Genomic DNA, 24,966 nt, shown 5'->3' with positions numbered 1-24,966 from the left:
ACAGTTTGGCGCGTACGCCACTTTGGATACACTACTAGAATAGCCATAAGAAAATGAGAGGGGATACCCAACGTGCTTGACGTAAAACTGCTACGGAATGATTTTGCCAAAGTAGAGCAAGCGCTCGCGAATCGCGGAAAGTCGCTTGACCTGATTGCCAATTTCCCGGCGCTGGACGGCAAATGGCGCGATATGCTGCAGGAGACGGAGCAGCTGAAGAACCGCCGCAACAACGTATCGCAGGAAGTGGCGAAGCTGAAGAAAAGCGGCGGGGACGCCGAAGCGCTAATCGTGGAGATGCGCGAAGTCGGCGACCGGATCAAAGCACTGGACGAGGAGATTCGGGCAGTGGAAGCGGAAACCGCCGAGCTGATGCTCTCTATTCCGAACGTGCCGAACGAAAGCGTGCCTGTCGGTGCTTCCGAGGACGACAACGTTGAAATTCGCCGTCATGGCGAGGTGCCGACGTTCGCCTTTGAGCCGAAGGCGCATTTTGAGCTTGCGCAGGAATTGAACATCCTGGATTTTGAACGGGCGGCTAAAGTAACGGGCTCGCGCTTTGTGTTCTACCGCGGTCTCGGCGCACGTCTGGAGCGGGCACTCATTAATTTCATGATGGATCTACATAGCGACCAGCATGGGTACGAGGAAATTCTTCCCCCGTATATCGTCAATCGCGACAGCCTGGTCGGCACGGGACAATTGCCGAAGTTCGAAGAGGATCTGTTCAAGCTTGCGGATACGGAGTATTACTTGATTCCGACGGCCGAAGTGCCGGTTACCAACATCCACCGGGAAGAAATTCTCTCCGCTGACGATCTGCCGAAGAACTTCGTCGCCTACAGCGCATGCTTCCGTTCTGAAGCCGGCTCTGCGGGCCGAGACACGCGCGGATTGATCCGCCAGCACCAGTTCAACAAGATCGAGCTGGTGAAGCTGGTGAAGCCGGAGGACTCCTACGATGAGCTGGAGAAGCTTACGGCAAACGCAGAGAAGGTGCTGCAGCTGTTAGGCCTTCCATACCGCGTATTGACGCTGTGCACGGGCGATATGGGTTTTACGTCGGCGAAGACGTACGATCTCGAGGTATGGATCCCAAGCGGCAATTCGTACCGCGAAATTTCGTCCTGTTCGAACTTCGAGGACTTCCAAGCGCGGCGCGCGAACATCAAGTACCGTCCCGAAGCAAAAGGAAAGCCGGAATTCGTGCATACGCTTAACGGCTCCGGACTTGCCGTTGGACGGACGGTTGCAGCGATTCTTGAAAATTACCAGCAAGCCGATGGTTCAGTTATCGTACCCGAAGCGCTTCGTCCTTATATGGGCGGACTTGAAGTCATCGCTGCCCGTTAGTGGAAGTTCCGCTACGAGCCAAATGCTGCGGTATGCATGCTAGAAGTAGTGATTTCGGAGTTGCGTTATTAATTTGGCCTGTGGTACAATACGTCCTGTGACCTTGAACAAGGTTTGGTTCATCAGGATGGAGAGATACCGAAGCGGTCATAACGGGGCGGTCTTGAAAACCGTTAGGGTGCAAGCCCACGTGGGTTCGAATCCCACTCTCTCCGCCACCTATAATAACAACCGACAGCGCTCGGGCGAATAAACATTCGCTTGGGCGCTTTTTGCTTTTCTGTATGTGTTCCTGCCTGCCGACCTCGCATAAAACAAAGGCCGGAGCCGCATATTATCCGCATGGAGGTGGGAAATCAAATGAGCAAACGCGATGAGTTGACCATCAATCAGCAGGAGCTGACCGAAGCTTGGCAGCGTGCACTGCCCGATACCATTCAGAACGCGGATCGAGCCGAAGTGAAGGCCGACGAAGCCGATTCCAAGTCGCTGCGCGTCACCATTCATACGGCGGGCCATCAGATGTACAGCTTTGATTTTAAAGTCACGTACGTGGACAGCCGCGAGATCCAAACGACGCTGATCGACGTGGAGAAAGACGGACGCTCTGTCGACGAACGTACCGACATTATCCAGCAGCTGATCGAGGATTATACGCGCCATATTCATGAATGCGCGCAGGCGCTGCATGAACTGACGCATGCATAAGCATTGTCGTATTGCGCTGATCGCCTAGCCTAGAGAGGAGCATACGAATCATGACCAAAGCGAAAGGCACCGCCGACAAAAATTTAAGCAACGTCGTGGAAGACCTGGACCAAAATCCGGTCAACAGCCATCAAGCCCAGCAGCTGCAGCAGGATACGAACGATCGCCGCCATCAGGATGCGCTTAATCATGTTGAGCCGTCCGACCTGTATCATTCTCGCAGCTAAACAAGCTGTCCGCGATCGTTCATGAGTATGATGAAGGAGATGAACGCAATGGGTAAGCCGAAAAGCGTACCGGTTCAAAACCCTTACGAAGGAAACGGTCAGCCGTCCAGGTCCCGTAAGGATTCTTCTCAACCCCAGGAGCCGTTGTCCGGCTCGAAGAAGACGAAGCAAGCCAATCACGTCGACCATCACAACCCGCAGGGGTAATGCCCTTATCTCTCTACAACAGCCCGTCTGCGCCCGATGGAATCGGCGCGGGCGGGCTTCTTCCTGTGCGATTGTCTTTTCAGACCTATTTTGGATAGGGTAAAATGAAAGATGCGCACAAGGAGAGGGGCAATGGCGGATGAAACCATGGAGACGCGGTACGATTACGCTGCTTATCGCGGCAATGGCTGCAGCGACGGGCTGCAGCTCGTCCGATTCACCGAAGGATGCTTGGCTTGAAGCGATCGCGAACACAAGTGATGCGGATTCATTTACATACGCAGGTTCTCTTACGATAAATAATATTCGTCTGCCCCAGCCTGCCGGTGACTTGTCCGATCGGGATGCGGCGCTCATGATGGCGCTGCCGATCCTGCTTAAGGGCGCCGTCATTCAATTTCACGGAGCGGTTCAGAAGGATCCGCAGCGCGCTGAATTGTTGCTTGATGCCACGCTTGGAACCGGGGACGTCCAATTAAACGTGAAGCTTCCGATTCTCGTGACAGAGGATAAGATCTATATGAAAATTCCGCAAATTCCCGGAGTCGCTGTCCCTGCTGCCGTGGCTGACCGTTTCGTTGTTATCGATGCCAAGAAGCTGGCGCAAGAGCAGGGCGGCGCGAATGTACTGGACGGAGAAGCGCCGACGCTGGCGAAGAGTGCGCTCGACTCTTTCTTCGACGGCCTGGACGACGCCTATTACAGCGAGCCTGCGGCTGCCGACGTGAAAGAACTGCCGCCAGGCTATGAAGCCGAGCGGTATGTGCGAATGACGGCTGATGAGTCGCATTCGGACGCGCTGCTGACGTCCATCGCAGAGAACGCCATCCCGAAAATGATCGATCTGCTGCTTGGCAACGAAGCCTATATGAAGACTTTTGGACTAACGAAGGAACAGCTGCAAGCATCCAAGAGCGAGTCGAGCGCGGAGAAGCTGCAGAAGCGGTATACGATCAAGGCGTTCGAGATGACCGGCGGCATAAAGGATGACTATGTAACGTTCGAGGCCGGGAAATTGCAGCTGAACGCGACGGATGTTGGCGGTATGCAGTTGGATATCGCGTTCATGCTTTCTCAAGACGCGTTGAATAAGAAGGTTGCTTTCGAGGTTGCGCTGCCCAAGGATGCCGTCCCTGCGGATAAATGGCTGCCCTAAGCTCGCTAGACGCGTTATCTAATTAGTTGACCAGGAAAGAGCCATAATATAGACCAAGAACCACCTGCAAGGGTGGTTCTTTTGCTCGTCCTATAGGAGTTCAGTCTGTGACCAACATGCCGCTAAAGCTCTCTGGACCGACACGGATCGTGCCAATAATATTGGAGCTGACGAAGGCCGAGTACGTCAATAGAGGCGTTATCGGCGGGTTGTAGTCATTTGCTTCGAAAGCAATGACCTGGGGTGCGAGCAGGGATAAGTCAAACGTTGCCGTTGCCGTATATACAAGGTGATCTGTCGGAAGCGTACCCCTTACTATGGTGATGGTAACGCCAGCCAGCGCCAAGGGCAGCTGGACGGACATCGTTCCTTGCATGCTAACCCGAGGAGTGGCTCCTGCGCCTGCCGTGTTCAGACCGATTACTCCGAATAGCTCGGGCGTGTTAATGAAAAGAATAGGAACCAAAATCGAGTTGGCATAGCTGGCATTTTGCGATGTTCTTGCATCTATAAGTTTTCCCATTCTACTACACCTCCTTTCACAGTACTACTCTATACTATGCAGGAGTTGCTAGATTGTGAGTTTCATAGAAAAGACAAGCTTCTGCGGATGGTCGCTGAATCGGGGGACCTTTTCACGGCGGAGTTGCAAATAAGGCACCGTTATTTTTGAAGGCAGGAGCCGCCCGTACTTTTCGATAAAAGATCGGTCTTTTGCTCAAAGACTTCCCTATATGAAACGGTTACATTGAGAAGAAACGCAATATAGGAGGAGCTGCATTAATGAATAACAAGAGAGTGCTGTTCACCAAGCCATGGCAGGTCGAGGTCATAGAAGAAGCGTTCCACGCATCGTCCTTAGCGGCTGACGAGGTCATCGTCAAGAAGCTGTACACGCTGATCAGCCCTGGCACGGAATTGGCCTGCTTGTCCGGCGGCGAGAGCTGGTTCCAGATGCCGGATACGCCGGGATATGCATCAGTCAGCGAGATTGTCGAGACGGGGGCGGATGAGCAGCGGTGGCATAAAGGGGATATCGTCTTCCATTACGGGGATCATTCCCGTTATCAGGTCGTCTCGACGGGCGGCACGTTCCTGGAGGTTCCGGCAGACTTGGAGCTGCGCTGGGTGCCGTTCACGCGCATGGCGACCGTCGCAGCGACCGCGATTCGCGTATCCGATATCGAGCTAGGCGACATCGTAAGCGTCACCGGCCTCGGACTGGTCGGCAACATGGCTGCGCAGCTGGCTCAGCTGCAAGGCGCCGACGTTATCGGCTTAGACTTGTCCCGCGAACGGCGGAACATGGCGGAGCGATGCGGCTTGTTCCATACCTACGACAACGGCATAGGCGATACCAAAGAGCGAGTGGCCGAACTTACGGGAGGCGTCGGCGTCTCGACGCATATCGAAGCGACCGGGCTGTCCAAGGTTGCGGCGGAGAGCCTGGGCTGGATCGCCAAGTCAGGTGAGATCGTCTTGCTCGGGAGCCCGCGCGGCGAATACCAAGCAGACCTGACGGATGTCCTGAATTATTGCCACTTGAGCAATCGCGGCTGCATTACTTTCAAAGGCGCGCATGAATGGCGGTACCCGGTCGAGCCGAACGCGTTCGTCAAGCATTCCCTGGTGCGCAATTCCCGCATTGTGTTCGGCCTCATGCAGCGCAGCAAGCTGCAGATCGAACCGCTGATCAGCCATGTATTGAAGCCGGATGAAGCGGCGTCCGCTTATGAGGGCTTGCGGTTCGACAAGGATCGGTATCACGGCGTCCTGTTCGATTGGCACGACTAGCATCCATGCATTGGCCTCCCGGCGCTCTTCCACTACAATAGAAGCATTAACGTTCCTCTTCGAGTGGAGCGGTTCAAGTCGGAGGTTTGGCGCATGGAAGCTTGGCTGCATACCGTCTCTCCGTTCGTAAGAGCGGTCAAAGTATCAAGGTCCATTTCCTTATACGGGGAATGGGTCGATTACGACCATGTGTTTACGTATGTCGAGCAGGGAGAAGCGGACTTTATCCTAAATGGGTTGCAGTATAGGGTCAAAGAGGGAGACCTGCTGCTGATGCCAGCCTTCATGTCCCATATTATCCGCACGACCTCCGCGATCCCTTTGATCCAATGGATCTGCCACTTCGACCTCTACTATGACGAAGAGCGAAGTGCTTGGAGCGAAGTCGGCACGATGACGGACAGGCAGCGGACGATAGCGGAACGGGAGACGGCGTTGGCAGCGATCGTGCCCATCGCCCATCTGCGGCCGTCGGACCGAATCGATCTGAAGCACAAGCTGATGACGATGCATAAAGCGTTTGCCGAAGGGGGAACGTACAATCCGCTGTTGCTGAAGGGGTTATGTGCGGAGCTGCTGCACGCGTTCTTTAAAAGCCAAGCCGAAGGGCAGGGACGCGAGGGCAAGATGACGAGAAGCTGGGTCTCCATCGAGAAAAGCCTGGCGTACATTAACGAACGTTACTGGGACACGCAGCTGGACAATGCCGCCATCGGCGAGCAGGCGGGGATCTCGACCAATCACTTGTCCTCGCTGTTTAAGGAGCAATTAAAGATCACCGTCCATAAATATGTCACGCACGTCCGCATCGAACAGGCGAAGCTGCGGATGATAGAGAGCGGGCAGACGCTGACTCAAATCGCCGAGGATGTGGGGTTCTCCGGCATCCATCTGTTCAGCCGGGCGTTCAAAGCCAACGTTGGCGTTACGCCCAGCCAATTCCGGGCTACCAATGCCAAGTCGCGGCGAATCGATATCGCGTCCTCTCCTTATGGGATAAAGCCCGGTGAATCGTAGGGCGGGATTTATCCGGGAAGAACTGGATAGCTCGCGCAGCATAGCTGGCGTATCCAAATTCATTAAATACAAAGGCAGCGCCATCTCCGATGGCGCTGCCTTTGTTGTATGCCAAGCATAGGCGTTCGCCTACTCTATTTCCGCTAGGGGGACTGTTCATCCGGTTTGTGTCCTATGAAAAAACAAAAAACCTTGCAAGTACAAGGTTTACATAGATGGCGCGCCCGATACGATTCGAACGTACGACCTGCAGTTTAGGAAACTGTCGCTCTATCCTGCTGAGCTACGGGCGCGCGGCAAGGATAATAATAGCATGAAGAACAAGAGCGGCGCAACTTTCCAGTCGGCGAATAAAATAGATGTGCGGAATGGATACGTCCGCGGGGAATGATCGTTGGAGCAGTCTTCTAAATAGGAGGTATGCTGGTCTCTGACCTGGACTTGGAGGGAACTGGACCTAAAGACCGATGAAATTAGTCCTATTTTCGGTTCTCGTGTTGAATGGTGTCGATATATTCACCGAATAAACTAGTATATTGTCGACAAGATTTTACAAAAATAACAACCTTAAGCGTATATAATGAAGATGTTACTATTTGTAACTAACTGAAGATGATGCGATAGGAGCTGTCCCGCGGGCGTCATGAACGACAAAACTACATTACTCCACGAATTGCAGGTGCTTCGCACGAAGCTTTTTGAAATGGCCGAGGCACGAGGAAGTCTTACTGACCCTGAGGTACTGGCCCTTAGCGAAGAGGCCGATCAGCTGATCGTTATGCTTCAACATATGCAGAAGGAAGAACGACTCCGAGGCGCCGCTAAGCACGCCCTCGCAAACGACGGAAAAACTGGGTAAGTAAATCCGCACATTCTTGCTGCAGCAGGCCGCCGACGAGCTCCGTCTCATGGTTGAAGCGAGGTTCCTGCAGCAAATTCATTAATGTACCGGCACAGCCGGCCTTCGGGTCGATTGTGCCGTACACCACTTTTCGAATACGACTCTGGACAAGCGCTCCCGCGCACATCGGACAGGGTTCAAGCGTGACATATAACGTACAGTCCAGCAGTCGCCAAGCTTCCAAATGCCGGCTGGCCTCCCGAATCGCGATCATCTCCGCATGCGCGGTCGGATCCAAATTCGTTTCCCTCAGATTATATCCTCTGCCAATGATCTCTCCGTTCTTGACAATGACTGCACCGATCGGTACCTCTCCGATGGCCTCCGCTTTCTTGGCTTCCTCGATGGCAGCCTGCATCCAAACGAAATCGTCTTCTCGGAAATAGTCTGTTTCGCTCATGATTAGTCCTCCTGTTATGTCTGTTATAGAGTCAAATAGCCTATGTATGCTACTTCGGCTGTCGATAATCCTCGAATTGTGCTACGAACAAATATTCGTTGTTAACAGCTTGTGGATGAAATTGTGCATAAGTCGGGGTTATGCACAGATTTACTAACAAATTATTAAATGGTCATGTGAATATTGGGATAAACCTGTGTATAACTTCCGGGGATATCCGCTGCTTATCTTAGAATGACAAGGATAGAAGTTTTTCCCACATTTATGTTATGATCCAACTAGGTGTCCACAAGCTCGATAAAAAGGGTGTGTCGCATATTGTCAGTTAAGATTAAGCTGTCTCTTATGATTTCGCTGATCGTATTCGTCCTGCTCTTGCTCAATGTCATTTTGAACGAATATTCCACCAGGGTCAATCTGAGATCGGACGTCGAACGGAATATGGCGACCATCACGCATCAGATCGCCGCGGATGTTCAGCAAAACACGAGCGAGAACGAATTCGTGCAATCTGTTCTAGCTGACAATTTGAAGATGGCCTCTTACTCCGCATCCGAGCAGCTCCCTCATCAAATCAACGAGATCACGAGCGAGCAGCTGGAGCTGGTGGCATCCCGCATCGGCGTCTCCCGTCTATCCGTCATGAAGAAAAACGGCACGAATTACATGATCGCGATGTCTACGGAGCCAAGCGAGAATGGAATGATCAGCAAGACCTGGCCGTTGCGGAATCTAATCGTGCGCGACGAAGCGGACAAGGATTATCAGTTCTGGACAAGTCCGAGCGAGCGATCGGTTACGGGGACGTCCGTCCTGCTGGGACAGGAATCCTTCTATACCGACAATGAAATCAATTATATTATTCGCTGTTACATGGAAAGCGACGCGCTCATCGATTATCAGAAGATGGCGCATACGACAGCCTTTCTTGAAGATATGAAAGCCAGCAACCCGACGATCCTGGAAATCACGGGCTTCAATCCGGGCCTGTTCCGAAGCAATTCCATCATGAATATCCCCTCCATTATCAGCAATAAGGAGCTTGCGGATCTGCCGATTCCGTTCGGTACGTACGACTACCGCAGCATCGATGAAGACGTGAACAGCGTTCAGGAAGCTTTGAAAGGGAAGAAGGTATTTCGCTATACGACGCTCCATCATCGAGAAGTGATCAAGAGCTTTATTCTCATACGTGATCCGAAGCCGTACGTCGTCGGACTTGTGCTCGACAAGAAACCGCTGATGCGGCTGATGGACGAACAGCGTACGAATCAGCTCTATATCTCCGCGGTACTGCTGTTCATCGTTATTATTTGCAGCTACTGGCTGTCGCATATTTTGCTGCGTCCCGTCCGCATGATTCTGTGGAAAGTCAACGAGTTGTCCTTCGGACGCTTCGACAGCTCGATCGTCGTCAGGCGCAAGGACGAGCTGGGGCAGCTGGCGCAGCGCGTGAACGCGATGTCGAAGAACCTCAGCATCTACATGACGAAGCTGAAGATGGCGTTCGAAGAAAATCGCTCGATGAAAGAGTATTTGGAATCCTTCATCAATCATACGACGGACGCGATTCATGTCGTGGGCCTGGATGGCCGCATCATGCAGGTCAACCGTGCCTTCGAGCAGTTGTTCGGCTATACGACGGAGGAGGCGGTGGGCAACGTGCTTTCGCTGGTGCCGGAGCATCTGCGGGACGAAGAGCAGCAGACGATGGAGCTGTTGAAATCAGGCAAGCCGCTCTCGGCACGAGAGACAACGCGGCTCACCAAGGACGGAGACTGGATAGCGGTCAGCGTGACGACTTCGCCGATCCGGGATAAGCTGGGCAGCATCCATGCAATTGCCAGCATTACGCGGGACATGACCAGCCGCAACAAAATGGACGAGCTGCTGCGCCGATCCGAGAAGCTGACGACCGTCGGACAGCTGGCTGCCGGCGTCGCCCATGAGATTCGCAACCCGCTCACGACGCTCCGCGGCTTCCTGCAGCTGCAACTGCAGACGTCGAAGCTGAACACGCGGCATGTCGATCTGATGCTGTCCGAGCTGGACCGCATTAATCTGATCGTCGGCGAGTTCTTGATTCTGGCCAAGCCGCAGGCTACAAGGTTCGAGGTGAAGGACATCCGGTTTACGCTGGGGGACGTTATCTCTCTGCTCGACAGTCAGGCGCATCTGTGCAATGTCGTGTTCGCGACTGATTTTGGCCAGGAGGAATGCCGGATCTCCTGCGAGGAGAACCAGCTGAAGCAGGTGTTCATCAACGTTCTCAAGAATGCGATGGAAGCGATGCCGCACGGAGGTCAAATTACCATCCAGGTTCAGCATCAGGAACGACAGTTATGTATCTCGATCGCGGATGAAGGCATCGGCATATCGGAGGAGAAGATCGCCAAGCTGGGCGATCCGTTCTATACGGACAAGGATGCAGGAACGGGCCTGGGCATCATGGTCAGCCAGCGGATTATACAGAGCCATCAGGGAACGTTCGAAATCAAAAGCAAAGTGGGCGTGGGCACGACGGTCCTGATTACGCTCCCGTTGTACAGAGCGGATAATTCCGGGAGCTAGCAAGCAGGGATTCGCGGTTTCATGTACAATACATACAGGAGAGGTGAGGACATGCCGCGTACGGAAGGCTATCGCGCGCTTCTGGCAGGAGCTACCGGCCTTGTCGGGTTCCAATTGCTGCAGCAGCTGCTGCAGGACGAGCGCTGCAGGTCGCTGACGGTACTCACGCGACGGCCGCTGCCTCTCTTGCCGGGAGACGAAGCTTCGAGCGGGAAGCTGCACGTCATTTCGGCGGATTTTGACCATCTGGAGGATGCGCTGGCCGATGTTCAGGCGGATGTGGTGTTCTGCGCTCTTGGCACGACGATCAAGAAGGCAGGATCACAGGAGGCGTTCCGCCAAGTAGACTTGGGCTATCCCGTGGCGCTCGGGGAATGGGCGAAGGCGCATGGCGCCGGGAAGATGATCGTCATCTCCGCGATGGGAGCGAATGCGCAATCCGCCGTGTTCTATAACCGGGTCAAGGGCGAAACGGAAACGCAGTTAAGCGCGATCGGTTTGCGCGAGCTGCAGATCGTCCGCCCCTCGCTGCTGCTCGGGAAGCGGGAAGAATTCCGCCTTGGCGAGCGCGTGGCGGTCATGCTCAGTCCGGTTCTCCGGCTGCTGATGCAAGGACCGCTTGGCAAATATCGGCCGGTTCGGGCCGAGGATGTGGCTGCTTTCATGCGCGAGGCCGCGGCAGCGCCGCCGGATCAACTTGCGCCGGCCGTCCATATTTATGATAATCACGCAATAACGACGCGTCAGTCGGTATTAGTTTAAGGCACCATATGCGGGGTGAATAAGTCAGTTGAGGATTAACAAGTTTATTAGCGAAACGGGCTACTGCTCCAGACGAGAGGCCGACAAGCTCGTGGAGAACGGGAAGGTCACGATCAACGGCGTCGTAGCGGAGCTCGGCAGCCAGGCGGAGCTCGGCGATGACGTGCGCGTGGAAGGCAGACCCATCGGGGAGCAGAAGGGCCATGTGTATATCGCGCTGAACAAGCCCGTCGGCATCACGAGCACGACGGAAGCCCAGGTCGCAGGCAATATCGTCGATTACGTGGGGCATGAGGAACGGATTTTCCCGATCGGAAGATTGGATAAGGATTCGGAAGGGCTCATATTGCTGACCAACGACGGCGATATCGTCAATCGCATCCTGCGCGCCGAGGGCAAGCACGAGAAGGAATATATCGTTACGGTCGACCGTCCCGTCACGCCGCGGTTCCTGAAGGCGATGAGCGAGGGCGTTCGCATTCTTGGCTCGATGACGCTGCCTTGCAAAGTACAGAAGGAATCGGACCGCGTGTTCCGGATTACGCTGACGGAAGGCAAGAACCGCCAAATCCGCCGGATGTGCCAAACGTTCGGCTATAACGTCCGCAAGCTTCGCCGCGTGCGAATCATGAATATTCAGCTGGGCCAGCTCGCGAACGGCAAATGGCGGGATCTGACGAAGGGCGAGCTCAGCGAGTTGTTCGACCTGCTCGACTATCGTTAAGTTCGTAAGCTTCCTCGTTTCCCGGAAAATAACGAGAAAACCAACATCCGTTCGACGCCAGCGTCGATGGAGTTGGTTTTTTTGTTGCAAGCAAGGAGAGCTTCGATTATCCGCTGAAGGCTCGCGGTTACGGGGCTGGTGGTCGTTTCATCTTGCCATCCTAGAAAACATGAAGTAAAATTATAAAGGATTGTCTTCTGTTTGCATAGAGGTTTTTGAAAAATATTGTTTCGCCGGATGTGCGATTCGCTCAAGGGCAATAAGGCATCGGCGGTCTTATTAGGATGTAGTTATTAGGTCGTCTTAAGAATGTAAAGATTAAATTGGATTAAGTATGATTCGCTGTCTGGAATCCATGGCATACATACGTTAGCGGTCGTTTAGAAGAATAGTGGACGAGCTGATAGGGGTGCCTGATTCCGCGTACGGTGCAGGGCCTGGCTATGAAGCTCATGTATAAAGAAGGCGATGGGCAGATGCACAAGACGATAGGAAGGGCGCGTGACGCGCAGCCCTCGGGGAAAGGACCATTGCGATGACGACGAAATTCCAGCTGCAGCAGCTGCTGCAGGAAACAACCGTAACAGAAGCTTATCAGGCCGGGGACATCGAAGTAACCGGCATATCCTATCATTCGCAGAAGGTGTCGCCGGGCGAGCTGTTCGTCTGCATTACGGGCTACAGCACGGACGGCCATCGCTACTTGGGGGATGCGGTCGCACGCGGCGCGGTTGCGGCGGTCGTCGAGCGCATTCAGCCCGACATCGACGTGCCGCAGTACGTCGTGCCGAACAGCCGGATCGCGATGGCGCAGCTGGCGAGCGCGTTCTACGGCCATCCGGCAGACCGGATGAAGATGATCGGCATTACGGCGACGAACGGCAAGACAAGCACCACGTACATGACGAATGCGATTCTCGAGCAGCACGGCTTCAAGACGGGCATGATCGGAACGGTCGTCATCAAGATCGACGAAGAGCGCATCCCGTCCGAGCTGACGACGCCGGAATCGCTCGATCTGCAGGCTTACTTGAAACAAATGGTCGACCGCGGCGTCTCCCATGTCAGCATGGAGGTTTCTTCGGCGGCGCAGGAAACGCACCGCGTCGAGACGGTCGGTTACGACATCGTCTGCTTCAATAATCTCAGCCGCGAGCATATCGATTCCCATGGCACGTTCGAGAATTATTTCTTGGCCAAATCCCGGCTGATCCGGGAAGCGGGAGAGAACAGCTTCGCCGTCTTGAACCTGGACGACGACTATGCGGCGTCTCTGGCGACGCAGACGCGGGCGAAGGTCGTCACCTTCAGCATGCAGAACCGCGAAGGAACGCTGCACTGCAAGGACCTGGATCTGTCCACGGGGCGGGCGAAATTCACCGTGGAAATCCTGAAGCCTATCCCGGCGGACAGCGGCACCGTGATCGAGCCGGGCGAGTTCCGCGTGGAGCTTCGCATTCCGGGTCTCCACTCCGTCTACAACTCGATGGCGGCGATCGCCATCGCGCTGCTGTGCGGCGTACCCGTCGCGACGATTCAAGAGACGCTGCGCACGTTCGGCGGCGTGGAGCGCCGGTTCGAATTCATCCACGAGGATGCGTTCACGATCATCGACGATCATTTTGCCAATCCCGGCAATATCGACGTGACGCTGGAGACGCTGCGCTACATGGACTACGAGAACTTCCACTTGGTCTATGCGATCCGCGGCGCACGCGGGCCGATCATCAATCGCGAGAATGCGGAGTCGATCGTGAAGTGGCTGAACCGTCTCGAGAAGCGCGAGCTGATCGCAACGCGAAGCCAGTCGCATGTGAATCGCCATAACACGGTAACGGACGAGGAAGTGGATGTGTTCCTGGACGTGATGAACGAAGCGGGCATTGAAGTGAAGCTGTACACGGAGCTGCCGGAAGCGATCGCTACGGCGCTGTCGCAGGCGCAGCAAGGCGACCTGATCCTGCTCGCGGGCTGTCAAGGGATGGACCCCGGAGCCGAGATCGCGCTGGGGCTGCTGAGAGAAGAAGGTTCAAACGAAGGCTGACCGGGTACTCGTCACATAGCACGATTATTTCATATAAAGTAGGTTGAGTCATGGAACGTAAACGATTAGGTGTTCTGGGCGGGATGGGACCGAAAGCAACGTCCGTATTTATCGATCAGATTATCGACGGCACGGCAGCCGACAGCGATCAGGACCATATCGACATGGTGATTTTGAACCACGCTTCTATTCCGGATCGGACCCAAGTGATCTTGGAAGACACGGCTGAGCTGTTCCTGCGCGAGATCGAGAAGGATATCCGGCTGTTGGAGTACGCAGAGGTCGACAATATCGCCATGCCGTGCAACACGGCGCATTATTATATCAACGAGATGCAGGCCATGACGACGATTCCGATCATCGACATGGTCGAGGAGACGATGCGGGCGATCGTGGATTCGTTCGGCAGCGGCGGGAAAGTCGGCATCTTGGCGACGAACGGCACGCTGCGCAGCGGCATCTATAGCGAGTCGGCGCGCAAGTACGGCTTGATCCCGCATGAGCCGGACATGGACGTGCAGCAGCAGGTCATGAATATCATCTATCGGGACATTAAGCGCGGCATCTCGAGCGATCCGGCAGAGCTGGAGGGCATCATTCACGATATGGTGGCCAAGGAAGGCTGCAGTTGCGTCATTATTGCCTGCACGGAGCTGTCGATCGTGAAGCTGAGCGAAGAGGCGAGACGGTACAGCATCGATGCGATGGACGTGCTCGTGCAAAGGTCGATCGAGCTGTCTCTGCCGCCGCAAGAGTAAGCGCCAGCCTACGAGCTTGTCGACTGCTGCGGCAATGGTCACCGTCACTGCAGGCTGTTTGGACAGCATAACAATGGATTACGCAGGGCATGCCGCGAGGCTGGCTTTATAACATAGCAAATCGTAATCGTAACCAAAAACCCCGTCAGGCGGACGTGAACTGTGGTTCAGTTCCAAGCCTGACGGGGTTTTGCATTTCGTATGGACGGTGCAGATAAAGCAGATGGAGCTATTGATTCGCCGTCGTTGCGGATACGCTGACGTTCTTGGCGGTATCGGCAAACTTCCGGATAATCGATACCTCGACGCGGCGGTTCTTGGAGCGACCGGCAGCCGTATCGTTGCCGGCAATCGGATGATATTCGCCGTAGCCGATGTTGCTGAAGTTCTTCGGATTGAGCTGCTTGTTATCGAGTACGATGTTCATGAAGCGAATCGCCCGCATGGAGCTGAGCTCCCAGTTGGATTCGAATTCGGTGTTGTTGATCGGCACGTTGTCGGTATGTCCGGAGACGATAACCTCATAGTCGGAGTATTTCGTCAGCATATTGGAGATCGCGACGGCGAGCTTGCGCGATTCTGGCTTTACCTTCGCGCTGCCCGGCGCGAAGAGCGAGCTGTCGCTGATCGTGATCGTCAACTGGGACTGGTTGAGCTTCGTGTCCAGCTGCGTGGTCAAGCCGTTCGTCTGAATGTACTTGTCCACTTGTTTCTTCAGCTGCTCGAGATCTTCCTGTTCCTTCTGCTTCAGCGCGGCCAGGTCGTCCTTCTGCATATCCTTGGTATCTTCATGCCGCTTCGAGTTATTGCTGTCTTCCATCATCATATTGTCCGCGATGACGGACGACTTGTCCAAGACGCCGATGCCGCTGTTGAAGGCAAGGTTGAACGCCTTGCTCATGTCCTGGAACTTCTTCGAATCGGTGGAGCTCATGGCGTACAACACGATAAACAAGGCAAGCAGCAGCGTCAGAAGATCGGCATACGGAATCAGCCAGGTTTCGTCGGCATGCTCCTCGTGCTCTTCTTTCCTATGCCTTTTGCTCAATGGCTTCCGCTCCCTTCTGACTCATCGCATAACGTTCGGTCGGCGTTAAGAAGACGGAGAGCTTCTGGTTGATCGCGATCGTGGAGACGCCGGATTGAATGGACAGCAGGCCTTCGACCATCATCAGGCGAAGCTCGACTTCATTCTTCGACAGGCGCTTCAGCTTATTGGAAATCGGGTGCCACAATACGTATCCGGTGAATATACCTAGGAGTGTAGCGACGAATGCCGCGGCGATGGCGTGCGCGAGCTTGCCCATGTCGCTCATGTCGGCAAGCGCCGCGATCAGGCCGATAACGGCCCCGAGTACCCCGAGCGTCGGCGCGTACATGCCGGCTTGCGAGAAGATCAGCGCGCCCGCGCGGTGGCGTTCTTCCGTCGCCGCGATATCTTCGAGCAGCACGTCGCGAACGAGATCCTGATCGTTGCCGTCGATGATCATCCGCATGCCGTTACGCAGGAACGGATCTTCGATCTCGTCGACCTTCGATTCCAGCGCGAGCAGTCCTTCGCGGCGCGTAATCGTCGCCCACTCCATGAATAGCGCGATGACTTGCTCGCGCGGGAGCAATTTTTGCACGACGAAAATCATTTTGATGAGTTTCGGGAATTTTTTGAGCTCTTTCAACGGGAAACCGATGAATAACGAGGCAGCGGTTCCGACGATAATGATGGTAAAAGCTGCCGGGTTGAGCAAGTTCTCGATCGGCGCTCCCTTGAGGGTCATACCGAGCAGGACGGCAACGAGTCCGAGAACAATACCGATAATTGTAGATTTTTCCATGACGCACCTCGTTCGTATAATGATAAAGACTATTGATGAACCGGCAGTCGCCGTTCAAGCCCGAGAACCGTAATCGAATGCGCGTCATTTCGGCTTACGACACAAAACGCAACGATTCGACTGTCTATCTTCTTATTTATTATCGTCAAATGCGGCGCGTAGATTAGAGCAAAATGGATGTTTTAGGAGTTTTCGCCCCAATTCGTGTAGAATAGGGAGCAGAGGCTTACATGAAAACCGGAAAGGAAGGCATGGCAATGGGCGTAAAGCATGCGAGAGAATACGAGGATATCCTGGTGGAGTTGAAAGACGCCATGTTCGACATCGGAGATGGCTATCTATTCTTCGAAATGGATACGACGGAATGGGATGAGCTGGAGCGCGGGCAGCAGCTGGAACTGATGGAGGCTTTGGCGGACGATGTGTTCTATGCGCTCGGGGAGGACCCGGTCCTGCATGTCGGCAAAGGCGTAGTGACCTATCGGCCGAAGCATCATATTATCGAAGTGTCCGTGGACGAGAAGGAGAGCCGCATCATCCGTTTAATCTGAGGCAGGAAGGTGATGGGATGGGTAAACTGGAGAAGATGACGGCGGAGGCGGCCGATGCTGCCGTGGCGTCATTGGAAGGCTGGGCGCGCGAGGATGACAAATGGATCGTGGGCAGCTACAGGTTTGTCACCTTTCCTGCCGCAATCGCCTTCGTAGGACAAATTGCCGAAATCGCGGAAGAGCTGAACCATCATCCGTTCATCGGCATCGATTACAAGAAAGTGACGCTGCGGCTCACGACTTGGCATTCGGGAGGCTTGACGGAGCTGGATATCCAGTCTGCCGAGCGATATAACGAAGTTTATAGGGCGTCGATTGCCGGGAACCGGTAATCGGCGTTTTTTTGCGCGCGTAAGTTGGCGGAAACATGGACTTTACAAGGGTCCGGCACTATTTTACAATAGGAGAAATCAGCTTATGTGAGAAAATATGACATCATTCGACGCAAGGAGACACGGCGATGAGGGAAACAAACGACATTCGGGCGAGCTTGGCGGGCGAACTCGTCCCGTATTATCAGCCGATCCTTGCGCTGGATACGCGAAGAATCATGGGTTACGAGGCGCTTGGCCGCATCCGCAGCGAAGAAGGCGTGCGCAGCGTCGGGCCGTTCTTCGCGAACAAGAGGGTGCCGATGGAGGAACAGATTCGCGTCGACCGGCAGCTGCGGGAAATGGCGTTCGCGAAGTTCGCCGAGACCGGTCCGGATGAAGGCAAGCTGTTCATTAACCTGAAGCCGTCGTGGATCTTCCAAACCTATGCGATGACAGGCGAGCTTCCTACGCTTCGCCTGCTTGATAAATATTCGATTGACCCGCGCCGGGTCGTGATCGAAATCACGGAGGAGTCGTTCCTGGAACCGATGGAGCAGCTGCGATCGGTGGTCGACCTCTACCGGAACGAGGGCTGCCTGGTTGCGATCGACGATGTGGGCAGCGGCTTCAGCAATATGGATCGAATCGCCCAAATTCAGCCTCAGATTCTCAAAATCGACATTCATATGCTGAAGCGGAGCGAAAGTCACAGCGGCTATTACGGCGTGCTTCGCTCCTTCTCGATGCTGGCGGATCAGATCGGCGCTTCGCTGCTCGTCGAAGGCGTCGAGACGGACCAGGATTTGCAGCGGGCGATCGAGATCGGCGCCCGGTTCGTGCAGGGCTATCTCTTCGCGCCGGCGGAGGCGGAATTCCGGCCGGCGGCGAGCTTCGCGGCGTTGGTCGAGGAGGGCTTGGATCGACGCCGAGCGTGCATGCTGCAGCGCGAGCGTCATTGGAGCAGCGAGGCGGACAAGCTGCGGCAAGCGGTGGACGCGGCATGGGCGGATGCGCGCGAGGGTGGCAACGGCAACGAGGACGAGTTCATCGCGCGGCTGCTTCCGGGCTTGGCGGAATCGTCCTGCATCCGGGTTTATGTATGCCGCGGCGACGGCATTCAGATCAGCTCCAACTATCGGCGCGATAACGGGAGCGAGTGGCTTCGGCAGCCGGAGTACAAAGGCTTGAACTGGAGCTGGCGGCCGTATTTTATTCCGATCGCCGTCGAGCTCGTCGAACGTCCGCGCGCGATGGTGTCGCAAGCCTACACGGACCTGGATTCGTTCGATCGGATCCGCACGATTTCGGTGCCGGTGGGGGAGAGCGAGATTTTGTTCCTGGATGTGGCTGATGTGGATGGCGAGCGGTAGCGTGATGAGAGGTGCGTGCTGCGGATAGCGGTTAGCAGTAGGCAGGTAATCGTGCCAGCGGAGAGAGCGGCTGCGGGGCGAGTGTATGCTTCTGCGGGGTGCGCTAGAAGCAGCGTCGACTGGTTAGGCTTTACGAAGCGACCTTTGTTTTAGGCCGATAGAATCGGATTCGCTTATAAGGAAATCGCGTTCCGCGTATCTGCAAGACGGGTGACACCGCTGAAGCCGCCGTAACTGCTGCCGAAACGTCGAGATTTGTGAAAATCCTCGAGCTATACAGTAACCGTGAAACTGCTAAACTTTTTTGAAACCCATGAACCTCGAGTCCCCGGCCCAGAAGCTTCGAAACCCCGAGAATCGAAAACACGAACTCAATCCCCTGATTTTTTCCCAAGCCATTCTCCAATAGCGGAATCCTCCAGCTAAGCTGTTCAAACACAATCGGCTCTGTTATTTCAATGCCGCGGTTCAGGCCAAAGCCGCCGCTACAGGGCTTCCTCCGGCAAATAGCACATGCAATAGACGTCTACCAATCCGGTATGCGTTTGTTTGGCGTACGTATCGGTAATGACAAACCCTGCCCGCTGGTAGGTGAGGATGGCTCGGTTATTCCAGGTGTGCACTTCCAAATCGATCTCATCGTCCGGGGCTCGTCGCAGCGCCTCCGCCACAATCGTTTGAACGAAGGAGAGGCCATGGCCATGATTGCATAAATCGGGGCGCAGGCCTAATCCGAGACGCGTCAGCCCGAGCAGCGGGAAAAACTGCGCGAAGCCGATGAAATCGCCGTCCGCGTCCAAGACGGCGGCATATTGGCGAATACGGATGTCGGGATCGCCGAATTCCATGCCGAGCTCCAGCATGACCTGCCACGTCGTCCAGTTGTAGAAGTCGAAGGGCGGTTCGTACCGCCAGGAGGATAGCTGCTCGGCATAGGTCTCCGACAGCGGAATGACGTTGTAGCGCTGAAGCTCAGCGCGGGGGGAATTGGACATGTTCGCGTTCTCCTCGGTGGTTGACTATCGCTTCATTCGACAGGCGGGGCGCGTTCCGAATGGCTCTCGAACACATTGTCGGCGAAATGGCGTCAATTATCAAGCGCCTGCTTGTTAGTATCGGCAAGAGAGCGGTTCAAAAAACGGAGCAGCAGTGCTATAATGGGGCGGCTGAAAGGGTGGATGTTCGCGTGCGTAAATTAATTATACTGGGGTGTCTCTCGTATCTGGTCATCGGCTTGGGCCATGTCGCGGTAGGGGCCGTGATGGAACAGCTGGTGCTGCACTATACCATCGATTACGAGACGGGCGGCCAGCTGATCATGAATCAGTTTCTCGGCTTCTTGGCGGGGGTGCTGCTAGCGCCGACGCTAATCCGGAGTCTGGGACGACGCGGTTCAGTCATGCTGGCATTCGTCGGTTTTGCCATTGCGGAAGCGGGATATGCGTTCGAGCCCGGTTGGACCGTGATGCTGGTGCTTGCCTTGTTCGCGGGCTTCGGTTTCGGTCTCGGCGAGACATGCATCGGAGCGCTCATTATTGAAACGCTGGGTGCGCGCAAAGCCTCGGCAATGTCGCTGCTGGAAGTGTTCTTCGGCGTCGGGGCGCTTGCGCTGCCCGCGGCTGCGGCGTGGCTGATCGTGCAGGGGTATTGGCTATGGACATTCGCTTCGGTAGGCGTGCTTGCTGCCGTTATGCTGCTGCTGTGGCTGTTCCTCCCGCTGGGCGAAGCGGAGGCGTTCATGGGCAAAACGATCGAGCAGGGTGGATCGTCCGAGGCTGGAGCGGCTGCGGAAACAAAGGATGGTTCGAGAGTGGTGGACGGCAAGCCAGCTGCGAGCCATTCGAAAGCTTGGTATTCCCGCGGGGATCTGCTGCTTCTGGTGCTTGGCGCACTCTTCTTCGCTGTTTATGTCGGGCTGGAAATGAGCTTCGCCAATTATTTGCCGGCCATCATGGGTCGAAAATCGGGTCTGAGCGAGTCCAGCGCGACGATCAGCCTCAGCATCTTCTGGGCCGCGATGTCCTTCGGTCGGCTGTTCGTGGGACGGATTACGGGCCGGGTTGGGTATCGCAACTTCCTCCTCGCCTGCTGCGCGGGCACGACGATTGGTTTTGGGGCCTTGATGCTGCTGGATCAAGCAGCCGTGGCAACGGGACTGATCGTGGTGACGGGCCTCGCGATGGCGGGCATCTTCGCGATGGGTCTCGTCTATCTTAACGAAGCATTCCCGGATAAAATCGACCGGACCACGAGCATACTCATCGCCTGCGGCGGACTTGGAGGCGCTTTTCTGCCGAAGCTGACGGGATGGCTGCTCGATTCCTTCGACGTCGATCATGCGATGGGGCAGTTCGTCGGCTGTGCGGCCGTGCTTCTGCTGCTCATGCTGTTTATTGTCAGGGAGCATGACAGGCTGAGACGGAGAAAGCGGGCGCTGGTCAACGTCTGAGTACATGCGTGAGAGAGTGAAGGGCGCAGAGTACGATGGCAGGCCGAGGCTAGGGAGGTAACGTGCAGCGGGTTAAGGTAGGGATAAACGGTAATGAAAAGATGCCCGCCGAGAGCGGGCATCTTGATCGTTATGGGGATCCACGCCATAGCGTGCGTTGACGGTTTAGTAACGGTCCATGATTAGTTGCGTTTTCAGCGAATCCTGCGCCAGGAACCAGCCTTTGCTTTGCAGGAAGGTGATCAGCTGGTCATGCTTGGTGGAAGCCGTCGCGGAGCTGGTTGTTTTGAACGACGCTTCGACGATGTATTCAGTGCCTGTGCCTGCGGCATTCTTGATCGGCCATACTTCGATGTACAGCTGCAAGCCGCTCCACGTGCCGACGGAACGTTTGGCCAGGACGGGACCGAAATACCGGGAGCTCGACAGCTTGCTCGTGCCCCAGCCGCTGGATACCCAGTCGTTGAATTTATCCGGTGCGTTATTGATCATCAGGCTTCGGGCGTCGGCAATCGATGGGAGATCCATGCCGCTGTAGCCGGATTTACTGCCGCTCTTCGTACGGGTGATGCTGAGCGTTTGCTTCTGGTAGCCCCACTCGACCTGCGCTTCATAGTTGGAGTCGCCGGAGTTGAAGCCTTCGTTGTTCGCTTGCGTCAGTGCGGCCGCGATGTTGCCGTTCGTGATTGCATAACGCTTCTTGTAGCTGAGCTCGAAATCGGATTCTCCTTCAGTCTTACGGATGCGCGGGCTCCAGCCGTTATTGTAGATGTCCTTGGCGCTCGTATCCAGGAACGCGACGTTCATCTTCGTCACCGTCGTCGGCATGGAGAAGGCGCTCAGGACAGTGCTGGTCAGTTTGAAATCGGAACCCAGCACGGCGCTTGGATTCATGAGCAGCTTCACCTCATAGTCGGGCACCATATTGCTTGCCGCATGCGCAGGCGTAGGCGCGACTCCGGCTTCCGTGACGAGCGCGGCACCGAGCGTTACGATAATAGCGGCTGTTCCTAACAAACGTTTGAACATGAATTCATCTCCTTCGAACGATTAGTGGACAGCTTAGGTCCGCAACTGATCGTAGTCGAGGAGTGTTCGCGCATGATTAGAGATAGTTACAGAATTTGTAAAGCGAGCTGCGGCAAGGCGCCGCGCCGCGGAATGAGGTATAATTCAGGTAAAGTCAAGATATTGAAAGGCGGATGAATGCTGTGAATTCAATCGTATCGTTAAAATGGCTGCTGGCCCGTTTGTATGAATCCGACATCGTAATTGTCGACTGCCGCTTCCAGCTCGGCAAACCGGAGTCCGGCCGCGAGGCTTACGAGGCTTCCCATATTCCAGGCGCGGTATACCTCGACCTGGAGAAGGACTTGTCCGCGCCGATCGAGGAGCATGGCGGACGCCATCCGCTGCCGGACATCGCGCAGCTGACGGGCACGCTGAGCCGCGTCGGCATCAGCAACGAGACGCGCGTCGTCGCGTACGACGACCAAGGCGGGGCGATGGCTTCGCGTCTGTGGTGGCTGCTCAAGTATCTTGGCCATGAAGAAGTCTACGTGTTGGACGAGGGCTTCACGGCCTGGCAGCAGGCAAGCTTCCCGGTGAACGCCGATCAGAAGGTGCTTATTCCGGCTAAGTTCCTCGCCACGGTGCAGCACAACATGCTCGTAGAGATGGATGAAGTGCGCGAGAATATCGGGAAGGATCGCGTGACGCTGATCGATTCCCGCGACGGCGCGCGTTATCGCGGCGAAGTCGAGCCGTTGGATAAGGCAGCCGGTCATATTCCGGGTGCCATTAACCGCCTCTGGTCCGAAGGCCGCGGCGAAGACGGCAAGTGGAAGAACGCGGACGAACAGGCTGCGCGGTTCGAAGGGCTGGACAAGGATCGCGAGACGATCGTGTATTGCGGATCCGGCGTGACGGCTACGCCGAACGTGCGGGCGCTGCAGGAAGCGGGATTTACGAATGTGCGGTTGTATGCAGGGAGTTGGAGCGACTGGATTTCATACTCTGACAACGCGATAGCCGTTGGCGCTGAAGATGCACCGAAGGGCAACTAACAGACGTAAGTGGAAAGTACAGAGCATGGCGTAACCACCCCGTCGCTCTGTATTTTTTTATGCGTCGAAGTCAACGCGGAATCAACAAGCGGCTCCTGAAGGTATTTCAGGCTAGGTAAAGTTTATAGCAAGTTGAAGGACAAACTTTAAGAATGAATGAGATAAAGCAGCCGATGGCCGGATACCAGTTTGTACGTTATAACTTGTGCAAAGTCATTCGATGAAAGTTAACCCCAACACTCGTCTCACCGCTATTAACGGGAATTCCGCCATTGTCGGAGGCGCATTGCGTCACAATACGAATAGTAGTCTGCCAATTAGGTTAAGGATAATGAGAATGTCTGTTGAAGGCCGCACAATCAGAGGCGATGACAACGGTGAGGAGGAGTTTGCTTGAAATTAACGTCGGAACAGCGAATCACGCTGCATGGGTTCAACAATTTGACCAAGTCGCTCAGCTTTAACATGTACGACATCTGCTTTACGAAGACGAAGGAAGAACGCGAGGCTTATATTGCGTACATTGACCAGCAATACAGCGCGGAACGTTTAACGACGATTCTGAAGAACGTGGCCGACATTATCGGCGCTCATGTCCTGAACATCGCCAAGCAGGATTATGAGCCGCAAGGCGCGAGCGTGACGATGCTGGTGTCGGAGGGACCGATCGAGCAGGAGCCGAACGAGTCGTTCGAGGAGTCGCCAGGGCCGCTTCCGAATGCGGTCGTGATGCATCTGAACACGAGCCATATTACGGTACATACCTACCCGGAATATCATCCGGACGAAGGCATCAGTACGTTCCGTGCCGACATTGACGTCTCCACTTGCGGGGAGATATCGCCGCTTAAAGCGTTGAATTACCTGATCCACTCCTTCGAAACGGATATCATGACGATGGATTACCGGGTGCGGGGGTTTACGCGCGACATCAACGGGCATAAGTTGTTTATCGACCATGAGATCAGCTCGATTCAGAATTATATTCCGGCCGAGGTCAGGGATTTATACCAGATGATCGACGTTAACGTGTATCAGGAGAATATTTTTCATACGAAGTGCAAGCTTCGCGAGTTCGACCTGAACAACTACTTATTCGGGTACACCAAAGAAACGTTGAGCATGGAAGAGCAATCGGAAATCGAGAAGAGCATCAAATGGGAGATGGACGAAATCTTTTACGGAAAGAATATGGTGTTCAACTAATCGTTCAAACATCGCTGCGGCGCACGGGCTGCTTGGCGATGTTTTTTTTATCGTCCGAATCCAATATGGAGCGACTGCAAGTCGCCGCCAATGCGCGATGAGGTAAACCTGCTTCACCATAGTAAAGGAATAATCCGGCGTTCCGATCATACAATGGGGATGGAAACACTAGCTTTCATCCTAAGGAAACCGTCTGGAGGTGATAGACATGCCGAAAGTGGTGGATATTAACTTGGATGCCGGGGAAATGGTGCTGACGCTCGAAAAAGAAAGTACTCCGAGGACGATAGCGTACAGCAGGCTCGATCGTATGGTGAAGGAGCAGGCTACCGTAAGGAAGCTGCTTTGGACCGTCCAGGTGAAAAGGATCGAAATGCACGTCAAGGGAATGGATGATCCGATCGTCGTCGCAAGCAACAACGTCGGAGACTACGAGAACGTCGAGAATCGCTTGATGAAAGTCGCGGAGGAGTACGGTATTTCGATTGAGGAGCAGCAGTAGTTCGCAAGGGCAGCTGGAGCGACCGGATATCGTTTAGCTAGAAATGCGTCACGA

26 protein-coding genes and 2 tRNA genes are annotated in these 24,966 nt (G+C 54.9%); 21 read left to right on the top strand and 7 right to left on the bottom strand.

What is annotated here, in order from left to right:
* Positions 1-72 precede the first annotated feature (72 nt).
* The 6 genes from serS (at position 73) to AC0YNU_RS21400 (ending at position 3,651) form a co-directional block, all read left to right on the top strand.
* Positions 73-1,353 carry a serine--tRNA ligase gene (gene serS / locus AC0YNU_RS21425; RefSeq protein ID WP_475760398.1) on the top strand — a complete coding sequence of 427 codons (1,281 nt, stop codon included), beginning with the start codon at positions 73-75 and terminating at the stop codon, positions 1,351-1,353.
* Positions 1,354-1,482: 129 nt separating this feature from the next.
* A tRNA-Ser gene (locus AC0YNU_RS21420) sits at positions 1,483-1,571 on the top strand.
* Positions 1,572-1,713: 142 nt separating this feature from the next.
* Positions 1,714-2,061 (top strand): hypothetical protein, encoded by a 348-nt coding sequence (locus tag AC0YNU_RS21415; protein WP_475760396.1) that lies wholly within the window; start codon positions 1,714-1,716, stop codon positions 2,059-2,061.
* A 50-nt stretch (positions 2,062-2,111) separates the two neighbouring features.
* A complete protein-coding gene (locus tag AC0YNU_RS21410; protein WP_475760393.1) occupies positions 2,112-2,288 on the top strand; it encodes a hypothetical protein in 177 nt (58 codons plus the stop codon).
* 48 nt (positions 2,289-2,336) lie between these two features.
* Entirely contained in the window at positions 2,337-2,495 is a 159-nt protein-coding gene (locus tag AC0YNU_RS21405; RefSeq protein WP_161701365.1) for a small acid-soluble spore protein P, read from the top strand.
* Between the two features lie 139 nt (positions 2,496-2,634).
* Positions 2,635-3,651: a hypothetical protein gene (locus AC0YNU_RS21400; RefSeq protein ID WP_475760391.1), complete on the top strand. Its 1,017-nt coding sequence runs from the start codon at positions 2,635-2,637 to the stop codon at positions 3,649-3,651.
* A gap of 100 nt (positions 3,652-3,751) precedes the next feature.
* Here AC0YNU_RS21400 and AC0YNU_RS21395 read toward each other — a convergent pair whose 3' ends face one another.
* A complete protein-coding gene (locus AC0YNU_RS21395) occupies positions 3,752-4,174 on the bottom strand; it encodes a hypothetical protein (protein WP_475760389.1) in 423 nt (140 codons plus the stop codon).
* A 260-nt stretch (positions 4,175-4,434) separates the two neighbouring features.
* On the opposite strand from AC0YNU_RS21395, the gene AC0YNU_RS21390 reads away from it, so the two are divergent.
* A complete protein-coding gene (locus AC0YNU_RS21390) occupies positions 4,435-5,445 on the top strand; it encodes a zinc-dependent alcohol dehydrogenase (RefSeq protein WP_475760387.1) in 1,011 nt (336 codons plus the stop codon).
* 93 nt (positions 5,446-5,538) lie between these two features.
* Positions 5,539-6,462, top strand: a complete 924-nt coding sequence (locus tag AC0YNU_RS21385; RefSeq protein ID WP_475760386.1) for a helix-turn-helix domain-containing protein — start codon at positions 5,539-5,541, stop codon at positions 6,460-6,462.
* A 216-nt stretch (positions 6,463-6,678) separates the two neighbouring features.
* On the opposite strand, the gene AC0YNU_RS21380 is transcribed toward AC0YNU_RS21385, so the two are convergent.
* A tRNA-Arg gene (locus tag AC0YNU_RS21380) sits at positions 6,679-6,755 on the bottom strand.
* A gap of 350 nt (positions 6,756-7,105) precedes the next feature.
* Between AC0YNU_RS21380 and AC0YNU_RS21375 the strand changes: the two genes are divergently transcribed.
* Positions 7,106-7,321, top strand: a complete 216-nt coding sequence (locus AC0YNU_RS21375; protein WP_475760384.1) for a Spo0E family sporulation regulatory protein-aspartic acid phosphatase — start codon at positions 7,106-7,108, stop codon at positions 7,319-7,321.
* Here the strand turns inward: AC0YNU_RS21375 and tadA are convergent.
* Positions 7,284-7,763 carry a tRNA adenosine(34) deaminase TadA gene (gene tadA / locus AC0YNU_RS21370; RefSeq protein ID WP_475760382.1) on the bottom strand — a complete coding sequence of 160 codons (480 nt, stop codon included), beginning with the start codon at positions 7,761-7,763 and terminating at the stop codon, positions 7,284-7,286. The genes AC0YNU_RS21375 and tadA overlap by 38 nt on opposite strands.
* A gap of 318 nt (positions 7,764-8,081) precedes the next feature.
* Between tadA and AC0YNU_RS21365 the strand changes: the two genes are divergently transcribed.
* From AC0YNU_RS21365 to cuyB, 5 genes are all read left to right on the top strand, one after another.
* Complete coding sequence (locus AC0YNU_RS21365) at positions 8,082-10,334, top strand: ATP-binding protein (RefSeq protein WP_475760380.1); 2,253 nt, start codon at positions 8,082-8,084, stop codon at positions 10,332-10,334.
* Positions 10,335-10,385: 51 nt separating this feature from the next.
* Positions 10,386-11,096, top strand: coding sequence for an NAD(P)H-binding protein (locus AC0YNU_RS21360; RefSeq protein WP_475760378.1), 711 nt, complete (start codon positions 10,386-10,388; stop codon positions 11,094-11,096).
* A 28-nt stretch (positions 11,097-11,124) separates the two neighbouring features.
* Positions 11,125-11,820, top strand: a complete 696-nt coding sequence (rluF, locus tag AC0YNU_RS21355; RefSeq protein WP_475760375.1) for a 23S rRNA pseudouridine(2604) synthase RluF — start codon at positions 11,125-11,127, stop codon at positions 11,818-11,820.
* A gap of 535 nt (positions 11,821-12,355) precedes the next feature.
* The gene (locus tag AC0YNU_RS21350) at positions 12,356-13,864 is read left to right on the top strand and encodes a Mur ligase family protein (protein ID WP_475760373.1); all 1,509 of its coding nucleotides are present in this window, start codon (positions 12,356-12,358) and stop codon (positions 13,862-13,864) included.
* 50 nt (positions 13,865-13,914) lie between these two features.
* Positions 13,915-14,622 (top strand): cysteate racemase, encoded by a 708-nt coding sequence (gene cuyB, locus AC0YNU_RS21345; RefSeq protein ID WP_475760371.1) that lies wholly within the window; start codon positions 13,915-13,917, stop codon positions 14,620-14,622.
* Positions 14,623-14,851: 229 nt separating this feature from the next.
* Here the strand turns inward: cuyB and motB are convergent, their stop codons facing one another.
* Together motB and motA are read right to left on the bottom strand one after the other, a co-directional pair.
* Positions 14,852-15,670: a flagellar motor protein MotB gene (gene motB, locus AC0YNU_RS21340; RefSeq protein ID WP_475760369.1), complete on the bottom strand. Its 819-nt coding sequence runs from the start codon at positions 15,668-15,670 to the stop codon at positions 14,852-14,854.
* The gene (motA, locus tag AC0YNU_RS21335; RefSeq protein WP_475760367.1) at positions 15,654-16,454 is read right to left on the bottom strand and encodes a flagellar motor stator protein MotA; all 801 of its coding nucleotides are present in this window, start codon (positions 16,452-16,454) and stop codon (positions 15,654-15,656) included. Before motA ends, motB begins: the two co-directional genes overlap by 17 nt.
* A gap of 230 nt (positions 16,455-16,684) precedes the next feature.
* Between motA and AC0YNU_RS21330 the strand changes: the two genes are divergently transcribed.
* The 3 genes from AC0YNU_RS21330 to AC0YNU_RS21320 all read left to right on the top strand — a co-directional run bounded on the left by AC0YNU_RS21330 (position 16,685) and on the right by AC0YNU_RS21320 (position 18,689).
* The gene (locus AC0YNU_RS21330) at positions 16,685-17,005 is read left to right on the top strand and encodes a hypothetical protein (RefSeq protein ID WP_475760365.1); all 321 of its coding nucleotides are present in this window, start codon (positions 16,685-16,687) and stop codon (positions 17,003-17,005) included.
* A gap of 17 nt (positions 17,006-17,022) precedes the next feature.
* On the top strand, positions 17,023-17,337 hold the full coding sequence (locus AC0YNU_RS21325) for a 4a-hydroxytetrahydrobiopterin dehydratase (protein WP_475760363.1): 315 nt from the start codon (positions 17,023-17,025) through the stop codon (positions 17,335-17,337).
* Between the two features lie 128 nt (positions 17,338-17,465).
* Positions 17,466-18,689, top strand: coding sequence for an EAL domain-containing protein (locus AC0YNU_RS21320; RefSeq protein WP_475760361.1), 1,224 nt, complete (start codon positions 17,466-17,468; stop codon positions 18,687-18,689).
* Between the two features lie 485 nt (positions 18,690-19,174).
* Here AC0YNU_RS21320 and AC0YNU_RS21315 read toward each other — a convergent pair whose 3' ends face one another.
* Positions 19,175-19,684 carry a GNAT family N-acetyltransferase gene (locus tag AC0YNU_RS21315; protein WP_475760359.1) on the bottom strand — a complete coding sequence of 170 codons (510 nt, stop codon included), beginning with the start codon at positions 19,682-19,684 and terminating at the stop codon, positions 19,175-19,177.
* Between the two features lie 191 nt (positions 19,685-19,875).
* On the opposite strand from AC0YNU_RS21315, the gene AC0YNU_RS21310 reads away from it, so the two are divergent.
* Positions 19,876-21,138 (top strand): MFS transporter, encoded by a 1,263-nt coding sequence (locus AC0YNU_RS21310; RefSeq protein WP_475760357.1) that lies wholly within the window; start codon positions 19,876-19,878, stop codon positions 21,136-21,138.
* A gap of 165 nt (positions 21,139-21,303) precedes the next feature.
* Here AC0YNU_RS21310 and AC0YNU_RS21305 read toward each other — a convergent pair whose 3' ends face one another.
* A complete protein-coding gene (locus tag AC0YNU_RS21305) occupies positions 21,304-22,167 on the bottom strand; it encodes a hypothetical protein (RefSeq protein ID WP_475760355.1) in 864 nt (287 codons plus the stop codon).
* A 182-nt stretch (positions 22,168-22,349) separates the two neighbouring features.
* On the opposite strand from AC0YNU_RS21305, the gene AC0YNU_RS21300 reads away from it, so the two are divergent.
* From AC0YNU_RS21300 to AC0YNU_RS21290, 3 genes are all read left to right on the top strand, one after another.
* A complete protein-coding gene (locus tag AC0YNU_RS21300) occupies positions 22,350-23,204 on the top strand; it encodes a sulfurtransferase (protein WP_475760353.1) in 855 nt (284 codons plus the stop codon).
* 393 nt (positions 23,205-23,597) lie between these two features.
* Positions 23,598-24,410: an adenosylmethionine decarboxylase gene (gene speD / locus AC0YNU_RS21295; RefSeq protein WP_475760351.1), complete on the top strand. Its 813-nt coding sequence runs from the start codon at positions 23,598-23,600 to the stop codon at positions 24,408-24,410.
* A 208-nt stretch (positions 24,411-24,618) separates the two neighbouring features.
* Entirely contained in the window at positions 24,619-24,912 is a 294-nt protein-coding gene (locus tag AC0YNU_RS21290) for a hypothetical protein (protein WP_475760349.1), read from the top strand.
* Positions 24,913-24,966 lie beyond the last annotated feature (54 nt).

This window comes from Paenibacillus sp. J31P316 (assembly GCF_056269105.1).
The sequence above is the reverse complement of the archived record's forward strand: the minus strand, read 5'-3'. Positions and strand labels throughout refer to the sequence as shown.